Source organism: Pseudomonas sp. SZ57 (genome assembly GCF_009495975.1).
Classification (GTDB): Bacteria; Pseudomonadota; Gammaproteobacteria; order Pseudomonadales; family Pseudomonadaceae; genus Aquipseudomonas; species Aquipseudomonas syringae.
Window position 1 is genome coordinate 19,093 of the sequence record NZ_WIBD01000003.1, and the last position, 13,176, is coordinate 32,268.

Consider the following 13,176-nt stretch of genomic DNA (forward strand, 5'->3'; position numbering starts at 1 on the left):
CGCGTGTTTCCGGACATTGCAGACCATGCAAAACGGTGCGCTCAGCCTCATTCATATGAAGACTTTGTTAACCGCCTGCAGAGTGCTCTGAAAATGCCGATATACACCTATGCAGAGGGCATCAGAATTCCATAAAGTTTTATGGCGTTATGCCATATTTGCTCATGAGGGTTCCCGCTATGAAATGGTTTTACAACGCAAGGTTATCCGCCAAGTTGTTTATGGCTTTTGCTCTGTGCGCGCTTTTCACCCTCGGGGTGGGCGTAATAGGCAGTCGCGGCATCAGTGCCCTGTCCGGCAGCCTTGATAACGTATTTACCAACAGCCTGCTGTCGGTTACAAAAACCGGCGAGGTCAAGGCCTCGGTCATTGCTCAGAACCGTGATCTCTATCGTTTACTGGCCGCCATGGCAGGCAATGCGCCGCAAAGCGCCAAGGACGATATTCTCGCGAGCATGACCGTTAACAGGACTCAGGCTGAAAAAAGCTACGCGACCTACCGGGCTACGCCGCTTGAAGATGACGAGCGCGCTGCCGGTGATCAGATGGACAGAGACTGGCCTGGCTATCAGGCACTCATCGAGCAGGCCAAAGGCACTGCCCTGTCCGGGGATATTGCGGGCGCGAGAGCGATCATCGACGGTGATGTTCGCAGCGGTTACCTGAAGGTCATGGATCAGCTGACCACCATCGTCAATTCCAATAATCGTCAGGCAGGGGAGGCCGCTGTAGCTTCCGACCAGACACAGGACGCTGCGCAACGAAATCTGTACATCGGCATAGGTTTGTCATTCTTTGCCGCGTTTGTGATGGGCCTGTTCATAAGTCGTGCCATCAGCACGCCAATCAACACTGCGGTGACCAATGCCCGGCGAATTGCCAGCGGTGACCTGACGCTGCCGATTGCCAGTCAATATCACGATGAAGCAGGCATGATGCTGGTTGCCCTGAGCGATATGCAGGACAACCTGAAAAGCACGATCGGGCAAATATCCAGCGCTGCCGACCAGTTGGCCTCGGCTGCTGAAGAGCTGAATGCCGTGACTGAAGAAAGCAGTCGCGGTCTGATACGTCAGAACGATGAGATTCAGCAGGCCGCTACGGCGGTGAACGAGATGACCGCTGCGGTCGAAGAGGTCGCGCGTAACGCCATGTCGACGTCGGAAGCGTCCCGACAGACCAGCACCGACGCGGCTGCCGGTCGTGATCAGGCCCGTGATGCGGTGAATGCGATCAATACCGTCAGTGCCGAGATCAGCAGTTCGACCACCATGGTCGAAGAACTCGCCGGGCGCGTCCGTGAGATCGGGCAAGTACTAGACGTGATCCGTGGGATCGCCGAGCAGACCAACCTGCTGGCCCTTAACGCTGCCATCGAGGCCGCACGTGCAGGCGAGCAGGGGCGCGGTTTTGCTGTAGTGGCGGACGAAGTGCGGGCGCTGGCCGCTCGAACCCAGGCGTCCACCGGCGAAATCGAAACCATGATCGGCAGTGTCCAGGCCAGTGCCGATCAGGCCGTGCGGGCCATGGGCAACAGTCGCACCCTGGCCAGCAACACACAAACCCTGGCTCAGGCCACAGGGCAGTCGCTGGAGCGCATTGCGCAGAGCGTCGCCGAGATCAACGACCGCAACATGTTGATTGCGACAGCCTCCGAAGAGCAGTCCCACGTTGCGCGCGAGGTGGATCGCAACCTGGTCAACATTCAGGACCTCTCCGCCCAGACCGCCGCAGGTGCGCACCAGACCAGTGCTTCAAGCCAGGAGCTGTCGCGTCTGGCCATTTCCTTCAACAATCTGGTGGGCAAGTTCAAGGTCTGACGCAAGTCTCAGGCCGTTGTGTTCGGCAGGCGCTTCTGGAAAAAGAAGCGCTTGTTGCCGGGCGGATAGTCGTCAATCTGGCCGAACTCGGTGTAACCGTGGCGGCGATAGAAATCGGGGGCCTGGAAGTCGAAGGTATCCAGCCAGATTCCCGTGCAGCCCTTTTCAACCGCCAGATCCTCGGCCATCTGCATCAGACGCGAGCCCATGCCTTGCCCACGGGCCTGTTCCGGCACGACCAGCAGTTCGATGAACAGCCACTCATAAAGAATGCGAGCGTGCAGGCCGCCGAGGATTTCCCGGGTTTGATCATCGCGAATGAACATCGCCACTTTCTCGGACTTGCCGTCGCCCGCCTGCTCGGCGTTGAAACGTTTCAGTGGTTCCAGAATCGCCAGACGATCCTCTTCCGTAGGGTTGGTGCTGACGTCAATGTGAATGCTCATGCGATGGCTCCCAGCCTGGGTGTGCGCCGAGATTAAAGTGGCAGGGGCGCGGCGTAAAGCAGGATCCTGCGGTGTTTCATTTCACGCAAAGCACACGCAATTACGTCCGGCGCGCTTGGCCGCGTAGAGAGCATTGTCAGCCGCACCAATCAGGTTCTCGGCACTGGTCAGAGGCGCTGTCGCACAGGCCACGCCGAGGCTGATGGTGACCAGCGCGTTTTCGCCCAGCACCGGATGCGGCAACTTGAGCTCGGCAACCGCGCTCTGCAGGGCCCCGGCCACTTCTCGGGCCTGCACGGCATCGCCGATCATCAGCACCAGCACCTCTTCGCCGCCGAACCGGAACGCCACAGCACCATGGTCATGCGCGCTTTGCTGGACTTTCTGACAGAGCAATCTGAGGCAGGTATCCCCTTGCGGATGCCCGTAGTTGTCGTTGTAGGATTTGAAGTGGTCGATATCCAGCAGGATGATGGCCACGTTCGCCGGCGTATTGCGAGCGTGCTCCCAGACGGAGGTCATCACTTCGTCCTGGTAGTGTCGATTGAACAGCCGGGTCAGCCCGTCGGTACGCGCGAACTCCATCAATTGCACTTGAAGCAGGCGTCCGCGAAGCGCAAACAGGTAGCTCATACGGCCTGCCCGCTCCAGAAAGTAGGAGGCCATCAGCAGCAGTGCCACTGTCGAGACGAACAAAACGGCGTTGGCCTGCCAGATCACGAAGTCGGCAAAGTCGGCGATGTAAGTGGTCACCAGCTGGATGATCAGCATGCACGACATGGCGACAGCGGCATGGCGCAACGGCAATTGCTGGATCATGGTGCAGTAGACCATGATCAACAGCATGCCGAGTTGATAAAAGATTTGATAAGGGCTGTCGCTGTGAATCATGACCAACAGCGGCATGAGCGAGCACGCTACCGTGGCGAATGCAGCGATCGTTTCCATCGCCCAGCGCGTGGAAACCCGTTGAGCCAGCATCAACAGCACGATAAACATCGGCGTCATCAGGCACAGACGGCCCACGGCTACATAGAAAAATACATCCCGCAGTATCAACCAGTCGCTGATCAGGAACAGGTTGTAGATCAGACTGCCGCCAATCCCTACCGCCGTCAGGAACTCGCGCCGCGGTAGCCGGGTTTCGTCCTGATAGCGTTGCTCAAGAACACGGCTGAAGCGTAACGAGCCAACACCTGAAGCGATCGTCTGCTCGACCTCGGCAAGGAGTTGCGCATCTTCAAGATTGGGACGTTCAAGGGCAGAAACGAGCATGTGACACCGGTACATTAACATCGAGAGACGTAGGACATCATGAGTGATGTCTTAGTGCTATCAATGTATCGTGCCGCCAGTCCAAAGTCGACCGATGGTGGCTAACGGCGTGGCCTGGGTGACAAATGGCCGCGTGCTGTCATCACTGAAAACATCTCGCAGCAATGCGCGAGATGGCCTTTAGACGGGCGTTTTTTCTGTCGCAAACGCCCTGTAATTCAATCTGCCACCATCAGACGAAATGTCTTAAACCCGTCTACGCTTGTGTCGATATATACGTACAACCTCACTATGGGTGCCGTCATGTTCAACGCTCGCTTGAAAAAGGAATTACAGGCACAAAAGGCCGAGTTATCCATGTACCGGCAGATGCAGAAAGGGATGGATGCGCAAATGGTCTGTCTGACTCTGGACGCCAGCTACCACATCGTCCACGCCAATGAAAACTTTCTCAGCGCGCTTGGCTACTCGCTCGAGCAAGTGCTGGGCAAGGATCTCGACCACTTGGTGCCTACTTACGTCAAACAGCTGGATTGCTATCGCAGTCTCAAAGTGGCGGTGCAAAAGGGCGAGTCGGTCATCGACAGGTACCGTTTTCTGCATGCCGATGGCCGGCTGGTGTGGATTCGCGCCCTCTGGCAGCCGGTGCTGGATGAGCAGGGCAGGCTGATGACGTTGCAATGCTACGGATCGGACATCACCCAGATTGTCGAAACGGCTGCCGAGAACTCTGCGTTTATTCAGGCATTGTTGCGCTCGACCGCCGTGATCGAGTTCGATCTCAGCGGCCAGGTATTGACCGCCAACGATCAGTTCCTGCGTGGCATGGGTTATAACCTGGCGCAGATCAAGGGTAAGCATCACAGCATGTTCTGTGATTCGGCAGAAACCTCTCAGGCGTCTTACCGGGAATTCTGGGCGATGCTCAATCGTGGCGAGTTCGTAGCCGGACGCTTCAAGCGTATCGACAGCAGCGGGCGTGAGGTCTGGCTGGAAGCAACCTACAACCCGGTCCACGATGCTCAGGGCAAACTCTACAAGGTGGTCAAGTTCGCCACGATGGTGACCGACCAGGTGGCCCGCGAAGAAGAAGTCAGTCAGGCCGCCAGCGTGGCGTTTGAAATCTCCCAGCAGACCGACGTCAGCGCTCAGCGCGGCGCGGATGTGGTGCAGAACACTGTAAAGACCATGCGCAAGATCTCCGAAGAGATGCAGTCGGCCTCCTCGGGCATCGAAGCGCTGGGCAAACAGTCATTGCTGATCAATTCCATCGTGCAAACCATTGGTGGCATTGCCCAGCAAACCAACCTGCTGGCACTCAACGCCGCCATCGAAGCTGCGCGTGCCGGTGAGCAGGGCAGGGGTTTTGCCGTAGTGGCTGACGAAGTCCGCCAACTGGCAGGCCGCACCAGCGCCGCAACCGAAGAAATCGTCAGCGTCGTGCAGCAAAATCAGTCGCTGGCCGATGAGGCGGTACGCGGCATGGCCAACAGCCGCACCCAGGCGGAGCAGGGCCTGGTGCTGGCCAACGAGGCCGGCGCCGTGATCGTCGAGATTCAGGAGGGGGCCAAACAGGTGGTGGGCGCCGTGGGGCGGTTTGCCAATCAGTTGAAGTAGTTGGGAAATGGCCGGTCCTTGCAGTCTGGCCATTCCCCGCTCCTATCCTGTGCCCTATATCAAGCGGGAACTACTTGCCGGACAAACGGGATTTTCTGCAGGAGGTAAACCATCGCTCCGCTCGCTGTAAGAATCGCAATCGAGGTAAGGGGAATCGCAAGCCACGGTGTGGTGAAGTTATAGCTGATGCCATTGATGTCGAACCAGAACATGACCAGGACGTGGACCAGGTACACGCCGAAATTCAACTTGCCTGCCCAGATCAGAAAAGAACGAATTCTCCCGCTTTTCAGAAACACCCGATTGAACAAGGCACGTAACAGGATGAACGAACTCAATGCTGCCAAGACGACAAAAGGCGACGAGTACACATAAAACGTTTCATCCGCATGGCCTACGGAAATCGAGTATTGCCACGTAAGCAGGGCGGTTGCCGAGACACAAACAGCCCAGGTTACAGCAGCCAGCGACACGAGTGCGTCCGAGCTTTTCACTCGGTGATAAATCAGCCCTCCCGCGACGATGTACCCTGCGTACAGAGGCAGAAAGCCCCAATCCACACCCAGATAGCCTTTCTGGTTAAGAACGTAAAACAAGGGCACGATGCTGCTACCGATGAACCATCCTGCCATGGCCAGTACTGTCGAGCTGGTATTTTCAATTTTGAAAAAACCAATAAGGACCGGCAGAAACAGATAGGCCCCGATCAGTGTGTAGAGATACCAGAAGTGCGCTACCACAGGGCCTCTGAGGATCCTTAACACCCAGTCATCGAAGGGCGTGCCCGTGTACTGAAACCAGGCCAGGTAGACGATCGACCATACGAAGAGTGGCAGGGTGACTCGCCAGATTCTTTTCAGGCTGGTTCTCGCGCTGGTTTCCTTGGTCAGCAGCAGGGCGCCACTGACCATGAAGAACAACGGAACAGCGGCTCTCGAAATGCTTTCATAGAAGTTCACGGCCCACCAGTTGAGGCCCATGGACAAGAATCCCTTGGCAGAGACATGAATCAATATCACCATGAAAATGGCCGTGAAACGAACACCGTCCAGTGATAGATCGCGCTCTCTCTGCACATCCGTTGTGACTGAAATCATGCAACCGCTCCCTGGGCCGAGCAGACTCTCGACGCACGCTATTATGAGGGTTAGTCCCGTTGTTTTTTTCCGGGGAGAACAGTAATACATTGTCGATACAATAGCCCGCTATTATCACCGTGGCAGTGCGTTAGATAAAAATAAGGTGCTGTTGCACGACAAGGTTCGAGGTGTCAGTTATCGGTATGTTTTTATAAGTGTACCGTCAGTTACTGTTTTGGCCGTGCCGGTGGGCGCCATCTTGAACCCGAGGTGAGTCAATAACTGCAGTGACCTGACTCATGTGATCGTCTCTTAAGAGCATGTGACGACTCATTTGGTCAGGACGCGACGGGAAAAGAGTGTTCGCTCTTTAACGTGGAAGCCTGCGCAAGCCAAGTGAGTAGCAGCAGTTCATCTCAGCTAACCGCAACAGCCCCCGCCTTGCCAGCCTCCACCACAAAACCCTTGAGCGTCGACACGCTGGCAGCAGGATCCAGCACATCCGACACCACTTGAAAGCGGGTCTGCATCTGTTGCTCGCTCAGGTCGACTGCCACATAGCCGCGTTGACGGCTGTCGAAGAACTTCACATGTGGGTTGAGGCCGAGAATGCTGTTGAAGGCGTCGAACGGTGGTCCGCTGGAGGTTACCGAAGTGCCGACGAATTCGGTGGCGACGATGGCTGAGTCCGGATTGCCGGCGTCGGCGTGCAGGTCGGTGGTCCAGAACGAATGGATATCGCCACCCCAGAACACCGGGTTGCGGGTCTGGTGGCGTTGCAGGGAGGCCAGCACGCGCTCGCGGGTGGTCATGTAGCCGTCCCAGCCGTCGGTCCAGTGGCCCTGCGCCTGGGTCTTGAGATCTCGCTGTTCCAGTGGCGCGACCAGCAAATCCTGGGCAATGACATTCCACTGGCCGGGAGATTCGGCGAAGCTGCGGTCCAGCCAGGTTTCCTGTTTCCAGCCGAGCATGGTGCGTTTCGGGTCACGCAGATCCGGGCAGTCGCTGGGCGCGACATGACCTCGACGGCTGCCGTTGGCCTGGATGCAGGGTTGCTCGGAGCGGTACTGTCGACCGTCCAGCACGTGAAAACGTGCCAGACGCCCATAGTCCAGGTTACGGTAGATACGCATTTCCTGTCCTTTGGGCAGACTGCTGGCGCGCAACGGCATGTGTTCGTAAAACGCCTGATAGGCGGCGGCCCTGCGGCGCAGAAAGCTGTCCACCGGCACGTTGGGGTCCTGTGACCACTGGGCGGCGTAGTCATTTTGCACTTCGTGGTCGTCCCAGGTGGCGACGCTCGGCGCACAGGCATGCAGCGCTTGCAGGTCGGGGTCGGTCTTGTACTGCGCGTATCGGTTGCGATAGCCCGCCAGGTCCATAGGGTCAGGTGTAGCGTGGTGACGCGGGAACCGAGTGTTTTCCGGGGACACGTTCATTTCATAGATGTAGTCGCCAAGAAAAAACACCAGGTCCGGGCGCTCTGCCGCCAGGTGTCGATAGGCGCTGAAGTATCCGGCCTCCCAGTGTGAACACGACACGAAGCCGAACCGCGCCGAGACCATCGCGCTTGCCAGCGGTGCAGTGCAGGCCTGACCGACAGCGCTTTGCGCCCCCAGGCTCTCGAACTGATACCAATACGGACGCCCAGGCTGCAAGCCGCTTACTTCGACATGCACCGAATGGGCAAGGCGTGGGTGGGCGGTGGCCTGTCCTGTGCGGACTACGTGAACCATGGCCGCATCGCTGGCGATCTTCCAGCGCACCTCGACAGGTTTGTTCAGCCCGCCATCACCCGAGGGCGTCATCACCTTGGGTGCCAGACGTGTCCATATCACGAAGCCGTCCGGCAACGGATCGCCAGATGCTACGCCAAGCGTAAATGGATAATCGACCCCCGCGCTTCGCGCAAACGGGCTGAGGATCGACAGCAACGTGGCACCGGCGACTCCGGTAATGATGCGTCGACGGTCGGGGTTGAAATCGGTCATGACGTGGCCTCCGACGATGCGTATTCCGAGCGCAACAGTCCGAACAGCAGCATGTTTTTGAACACACCGTTTTTCAGAAATGCCTCTCTGGTACAGCCCTCATACGATAGCCCGCACTTTTCCAGGACCCTGGCGCTGGCCGGGTTGTCGCTGAAGCACTGGCCGGCGATGCGGTTGAGGTTCATGTCCGTGAAGCCATGCCTCAGCAAGCCTTTAGCCGCTTCGCAGGCATAACCCCGATTTTGGTATGGCGTTCCTGTCCAGTAACCCAGATGGCCGCTGCGATGCGATATCGAAAGGCGCAGCGAGACGATCCCGGTCAATTCTCCGGTTTCCTGAAGGTGAACCCCGAGGCTCACCGTCTGACCGGCGGCGTACTGGTCATGGGTCTCGGCGATGAATGCCTGCGCATGCTCAAGGGTATAGGGGCTGGGCAGTGCAGAGGTCATGGCCGCAATCGTTGGCTCGTCGGCCAGGCGTGCGACGGTTAGCGCCTGTTCAGGCTGCAAAGCGGCGAGCAGCAGACGCGAGGTTCTGATAGTGGGCAACGGGCGACTCATCCGTATTTTCCGTCGGGTTGAATGCTCAAACGCTGGCGCGTTGTTATGGCATTTCCGTGACGGCCTCAAGAATCATTTAAGTGCCATGAGATGTACAGGTAACAGCCATGTAACAGTCATGTATCGGTCTTGTAAAACAAGCCGGTCGGTCACGTTCGGTTGCTAGATTCTCGGCCTCTAAGAAGAGAGCGAGAGGCTGGCATGAGAACGTGGGACGAACCTAAAAAGCGCAAGGCGCACATCGAACTGATCCCCATGATCGACGTGATGATGTTCCTGCTGGTCTTTTTCGTATTGGTAAGCCTGAACGTGATTCCGGCGTTGGGGATGAAAACCCAGTTGCCGAGTGCCAGCAGTTCACAGCAGCTCAAGCCGCAGAACAAATCGATCCTGACGCTGGGGCTCAACGGCGAATTACAGCTCGACGGCAAGTCGACCACGGTCGACGCCCTGGTGCCTGCCTTGAAGGCGCTGGAAAAACCCGACAGCAAAACCACGATCATCGTTAACAGTGACAAGGGCGTGGAAGTCGCCCGTCTGGTCGAGATCATGGACACCCTGCGTCTGGGTGGTTTCACGTCAGTCTCCATCGCCACGCGCAAATCCTGACCATGTATTTCCTGTTTCGTGTACGTCAGTGGCTCGGCGGCTTGCCCGCGCTGGTGGCGCTCATCGCAATTGTGATCGGTGTGCAGACCCGTCCGCTGAAAATGGAGCCGGTCTACGACGAATCTGCCGTGGAACTGGCGCTGATCGAGCCCGAGCCCGAGCAGCCCGCGCCCCAGCCATTGACGCAGCCTGAACCGCCACCGGTACAGCCTGACGAGCCGCCACCTCCGCCACCTCTAGTCGAAAGCGAAGAGGCCGAACCGGAGCCACCGCCACCGCCACCGCCACCGCCCAAGCCCGTTCCCAAGCCAAAACCCAAGCCGGAGATCAAGCCAGAACCCCGGCCTAAGCCCTTGCCCAAACCGGCAGTGGCAAAACCCGTCGAGCCGGTTCAGGCACCCAGCAAGCCGATCGCCAGCGCCCCGGTTGCGCCGCCGTCACCGCCTGCGCCACCCGCAGCGCCGAAGGTCGACACCCAGGGTATGGAAGGTGGCTACCTCAAAGGACTGCGCAGCGAACTGGACGGTTACAAACAATACCCGACCGGCCGCCAGGCCTCACTGGAGCGCCCGAGTGGCGAGGTTGTGGTGTGGTTATTGGTCGACCGCCAGGGGCGGGTGCTGGACTCCGGCATTCAGACCCAGGCCTCCAGCATGCTGCTCAACCGCGCAGCCGCCAACAGTCTGCGACGCATCAAGCAGGTCAAGCCGTTTCCCGAGCAAGCCTTTGGTGGACGCAGCGAACAGCGCTTCACCGCCACCTTCAACTACAGCGTGCAATAGTACTGACAAGGAACAAAGTGATGAAGTTTTCCAGAATTCACCTTGCGTTGGTCGCCGCGGGCATGAGTCACGGCATGGTTATGGCCGACTCGAGTGCCAGTGATGTCGGCACCATTGGTGTGCAAGGCAAGGCGACGGTTGGGGGTGGCTACATGGTGCAGGAGGAGAGCATCAAGGCGCGTTCCACTGTCACCAAAGAAGCGCTCGACAAGCAGACCGCAACAGGTAACGCCATCGACAAGCTCAAGTACACACCGGGCCTGAATATCTCCAGCGAAGACGCCACCGGTCTTTCTGGCTTCAGGTTCACCATGCGCGGGCTCAACTCCGATCAGGTTGGCATGTCGGTGGACGGTATGCCGATCAACGACTCCGGCAACTACGCGCTGTACTCCAACCTGCTGGGGGATCCGGAAAACATCGATCAGATTTTCGTGACTCAAGGCTCTGCCGAAAGTGACGGCCCGCACATCGGTTCCAGCGGCGGCAACATCGGTATCGTCACCATACGGCCCACCAAGGAAACCGGCGCGTTCGTCAAGCAGGTGGTGGGCAGCAACGGCACTTACAAGACCTTCGCGCGACTCAACACCGGAGAAATCAACGGGCTGAGCAACTGGCTGTCGATGTCTCACACCGAGGGTCAGAAATGGCGCGGCGATGGCGCGGTGCGTGCCGACAAGGTGGAGTGGAACAGCTTCTTCGACATGGGCTCGGGCAATACCGCCAACCTGATCCTCAAGTACCACGAGCAGGACAACAACAGCTACAGCCAGCTCACCAAGAGTCAGTTCCAGCAGAACGGGCGCAAGTTTGACCCTTATCCTTCGACGCCAGCGCTGGGCAGCAACGGCAAATTGTCCAGCTACTACGAGCTGGCGCAGAACCCGTTCCAGACGTTCACCGGCGTGCTCAATACCCAATTCAAACTGGCCGACAACCTGTCTCTTTCCGTCATCCCCTATTATTTCTGGGGTAATGGCAGCGGCGTGAACAGTTCTTCCTATGCGCTCAACCGCGGCTCGAATCAGAACGGTGTATTCGACCTGAGCAACCTGCCGACGGCGGCGGCCTATAACGCAGACGGGTCATCGACCACTGGCGTGTATTACCGGCCTTCGCGCACCCAGACCTGGCGTCCGGGCATCACCACCAAGTTGAACTGGGACGTCAACGACGAGCACAGCGTACAGGTCGGCTACTGGTATGAACGCGCGCGCCAGTCGCAGACTCAGCCCTTCATCCGCCTGAAGAGCAATGGCAAGCCTGAAAGCATCCAGCCGGATTCGGACTACATGGTCGATGCCAACGGCAACGAGATCCAGGGCCGTGACCGCTATACCGTAACGCCTGCACAAAAAGTCTGGGCTCAGGACACCTGGTATTTCGCCCCGGACTGGACGCTGGTCGGCGGCCTGGCCTTCATGAACGTCGAACGCGAAGGCACCAACCACGGCAGCCTGACCGAGCGGCCGGAAAAACGCGACCAGACCTACAACAAGCTGTTGCCGAACGTCGGCCTCAAATACCAGCTGGATGAGCGCGACCAGTTGTTCTACAGCCTGTCGCGCAACATGCGCGTGCCGCAGAACTACGTCCTCTATGACCCGGGCACCGGCTCCATCGACAGCAAGCCGGAAACCAGCTGGAACCACGAACTGGGCTGGCGCTACACCGAACAGGACATGACGCTGGCGGCCACACTGTTTTACCTGCAGTTCAAGGACCGTCAGGTGTCATCAAAAGACATCAATGGCGACTTTGCCGACATCAACGCCGGTGCAGTCGACAACAGCGGGCTGGAACTGGAATGGAGTGGCCTGCTGCCGCACCATTTCAATTACTACACCTCGTACACCTACACCCGCGCCAAACAGAAAGATGACCTGACCGTCTTCAATAACGGCACCGCCATCGAACTGCCGACCAGTGGCAAGCAGTTTACCAACGTGCCGAAAAACATGCTGGCCGCCAACATCGGCTACGACGACGGCAGTTATTACGGGACCTTTGGCGCCAAGCTCACCAGCAAGCTGTATGGCGACCTGACCAACGACGAAAGCATTCCGGGGCGCACCATCTTCAATCTGGGCGCAGGGATCTACCTTCCGGTGGACAAGAAAATCGTCAAGGACGCCACCTTGCGTCTGAACGTCGACAACCTGTTCGACAAGGAATACCTGGACGGCGTGTACACCACCAAAACCAACGCGGGCACTTACAGCGGTTTCCGCGATGGCGACCCGGCTTACATCGTCGGGGTCGAGCGTACCGTTACCGTTTCTCTTGAAGCCAATTTCTAATCTTCATTGACCAGAGGTCCGTGCCATGGACATGAATCAGCTTCACGACATCACGTTCTATGTGATGTACGCCGCCATCGCGATAGCGATCTTTGTCGCGATCGAACGAGGCATCTACTTCGCTTACGTGCGTCGCCAGTCGCGGGCGCTGCAAACGGCACTCGGTGCTTCGGTACACAGTGAAAAGGATCTGCCGGAGACGCTGACACGCCGGACCAGCCTGCCACTGGAAATGGTCCTGCCGGTGCTTGCGCAAAAAAATGCGCAGGGCTCGCGCAGGGATCTGGATGACGTCATCGAAACCCAGTACCTGAGCACTCGCGCACCGCTGGCCCGCAGCCTCTGGCTGATCGAAACCATCACCACCGCTGCGCCATTGTTGGGCTTGTTGGGGACGATTCTGGGCATCATCGACACCTTCAAGGCCCTGGCCAGTGCCGGGGTGTCCGATCCCGGGCAGATTTCCGCCGGTATCGGTACAGCGCTGTTCGCGACCGGGCTGGGTATTGCCATTGCCTTGTTCTGCGTGGTCTTTCACAACTACTTTCAGGACAGCCTGGAACGCATCAACGACCAACTCAAGATCCTGCTGATCCGCGCTTCCAGCGGAGCACGTGTGCATGACGAGGCCGAGCATCCGGCTGTTTCGGCTCAACCGAAATACCGGACGGCTTGATCCAAATAACGGCGTGTG

At 58.2% G+C, this 13,176-nt stretch carries 11 protein-coding genes; 6 read left to right on the forward strand and 5 right to left on the reverse strand.

Features of this window, described 5'->3' with window-relative positions; all coding sequences use genetic code 11:
• The first annotated feature begins 179 nt into the window (after nt 1-179).
• Nucleotides 180-1,820 (forward strand): methyl-accepting chemotaxis protein, encoded by a 1,641-nt coding sequence (locus tag GE543_RS03740; protein ID WP_153220792.1) that lies wholly within the window; start codon nt 180-182, stop codon nt 1,818-1,820.
• Between the two features lie 8 nt (nt 1,821-1,828).
• Here GE543_RS03740 and GE543_RS03745 read toward each other — a convergent pair whose 3' ends face one another.
• Both GE543_RS03745 and GE543_RS03750 read right to left on the reverse strand, forming a co-directional pair.
• A complete protein-coding gene (locus tag GE543_RS03745) occupies nt 1,829-2,266 on the reverse strand; it encodes an N-acetyltransferase (protein ID WP_046236354.1) in 438 nt (145 codons plus the stop codon).
• An 81-nt stretch (nt 2,267-2,347) separates the two neighbouring features.
• A complete protein-coding gene (locus tag GE543_RS03750; protein WP_003414932.1) occupies nt 2,348-3,541 on the reverse strand; it encodes a diguanylate cyclase in 1,194 nt (397 codons plus the stop codon).
• A 303-nt stretch (nt 3,542-3,844) separates the two neighbouring features.
• Here GE543_RS03750 and GE543_RS03755 point away from each other — a divergent pair, with 303 nt between their 5' ends.
• Nucleotides 3,845-5,158, forward strand: coding sequence for a PAS domain-containing methyl-accepting chemotaxis protein (locus GE543_RS03755; protein WP_024649237.1), 1,314 nt, complete (start codon nt 3,845-3,847; stop codon nt 5,156-5,158).
• Nucleotides 5,159-5,217: 59 nt separating this feature from the next.
• Here the strand turns inward: GE543_RS03755 and GE543_RS03760 are convergent, their stop codons facing one another.
• The 3 genes from GE543_RS03760 to GE543_RS03770 form a co-directional block, all read right to left on the reverse strand.
• Nucleotides 5,218-6,255, reverse strand: a complete 1,038-nt coding sequence (locus GE543_RS03760; RefSeq protein WP_178118539.1) for an acyltransferase — start codon at nt 6,253-6,255, stop codon at nt 5,218-5,220.
• 398 nt (nt 6,256-6,653) lie between these two features.
• A complete protein-coding gene (locus GE543_RS03765) occupies nt 6,654-8,228 on the reverse strand; it encodes an alkaline phosphatase (RefSeq protein WP_153220796.1) in 1,575 nt (524 codons plus the stop codon).
• On the reverse strand, nt 8,225-8,788 hold the full coding sequence (locus GE543_RS03770; protein ID WP_003414935.1) for a GNAT family N-acetyltransferase: 564 nt from the start codon (nt 8,786-8,788) through the stop codon (nt 8,225-8,227). Before GE543_RS03770 ends, GE543_RS03765 begins: the two co-directional genes overlap by 4 nt.
• A 201-nt stretch (nt 8,789-8,989) precedes the next feature.
• Here GE543_RS03770 and GE543_RS03775 point away from each other — a divergent pair, with 201 nt between their 5' ends.
• The 4 genes from GE543_RS03775 to GE543_RS03790 are packed head-to-tail and all read left to right on the forward strand — an operon-like array spanning nt 8,990 to nt 13,158.
• Nucleotides 8,990-9,397: a biopolymer transporter ExbD gene (locus tag GE543_RS03775; RefSeq protein ID WP_046236358.1), complete on the forward strand. Its 408-nt coding sequence runs from the start codon at nt 8,990-8,992 to the stop codon at nt 9,395-9,397.
• A gap of 2 nt (nt 9,398-9,399) precedes the next feature.
• Nucleotides 9,400-10,179 carry an energy transducer TonB gene (locus tag GE543_RS03780; RefSeq protein WP_046236359.1) on the forward strand — a complete coding sequence of 260 codons (780 nt, stop codon included), beginning with the start codon at nt 9,400-9,402 and terminating at the stop codon, nt 10,177-10,179.
• A gap of 20 nt (nt 10,180-10,199) precedes the next feature.
• The gene (locus tag GE543_RS03785; RefSeq protein ID WP_046271268.1) at nt 10,200-12,482 is read left to right on the forward strand and encodes a TonB-dependent receptor; all 2,283 of its coding nucleotides are present in this window, start codon (nt 10,200-10,202) and stop codon (nt 12,480-12,482) included.
• A gap of 25 nt (nt 12,483-12,507) precedes the next feature.
• Complete coding sequence (locus GE543_RS03790; protein WP_003404753.1) at nt 12,508-13,158, forward strand: MotA/TolQ/ExbB proton channel family protein; 651 nt, start codon at nt 12,508-12,510, stop codon at nt 13,156-13,158.
• Nucleotides 13,159-13,176: the final 18 nt, after the last annotated feature.

What these genes read in the sequence shown, in the direction of transcription:
- GE543_RS03740 (WP_153220792.1), top strand. Translation starts at nt 180, where the DNA reads ATGAAATGGTTTTACAACGCAAGGTTATCCGCCAAGTTGTTTATGGCT.
- GE543_RS03745 (WP_046236354.1), bottom strand. Translation starts at nt 2,266, where the DNA reads ATGAGCATTCACATTGACGTCAGCACCAACCCTACGGAAGAGGATCGT.
- GE543_RS03750 (WP_003414932.1), bottom strand. Translation starts at nt 3,541, where the DNA reads ATGCTCGTTTCTGCCCTTGAACGTCCCAATCTTGAAGATGCGCAACTC.
- GE543_RS03755 (WP_024649237.1), top strand. Translation starts at nt 3,845, where the DNA reads ATGTTCAACGCTCGCTTGAAAAAGGAATTACAGGCACAAAAGGCCGAG.
- GE543_RS03760 (WP_178118539.1), bottom strand. Translation starts at nt 6,255, where the DNA reads ATGATTTCAGTCACAACGGATGTGCAGAGAGAGCGCGATCTATCACTG.
- GE543_RS03765 (WP_153220796.1), bottom strand. Translation starts at nt 8,228, where the DNA reads ATGACCGATTTCAACCCCGACCGTCGACGCATCATTACCGGAGTCGCC.
- GE543_RS03770 (WP_003414935.1), bottom strand. Translation starts at nt 8,788, where the DNA reads ATGAGTCGCCCGTTGCCCACTATCAGAACCTCGCGTCTGCTGCTCGCC.
- GE543_RS03775 (WP_046236358.1), top strand. Translation starts at nt 8,990, where the DNA reads ATGAGAACGTGGGACGAACCTAAAAAGCGCAAGGCGCACATCGAACTG.
- GE543_RS03780 (WP_046236359.1), top strand. Translation starts at nt 9,400, where the DNA reads ATGTATTTCCTGTTTCGTGTACGTCAGTGGCTCGGCGGCTTGCCCGCG.
- GE543_RS03785 (WP_046271268.1), top strand. Translation starts at nt 10,200, where the DNA reads ATGAAGTTTTCCAGAATTCACCTTGCGTTGGTCGCCGCGGGCATGAGT.
- GE543_RS03790 (WP_003404753.1), top strand. Translation starts at nt 12,508, where the DNA reads ATGGACATGAATCAGCTTCACGACATCACGTTCTATGTGATGTACGCC.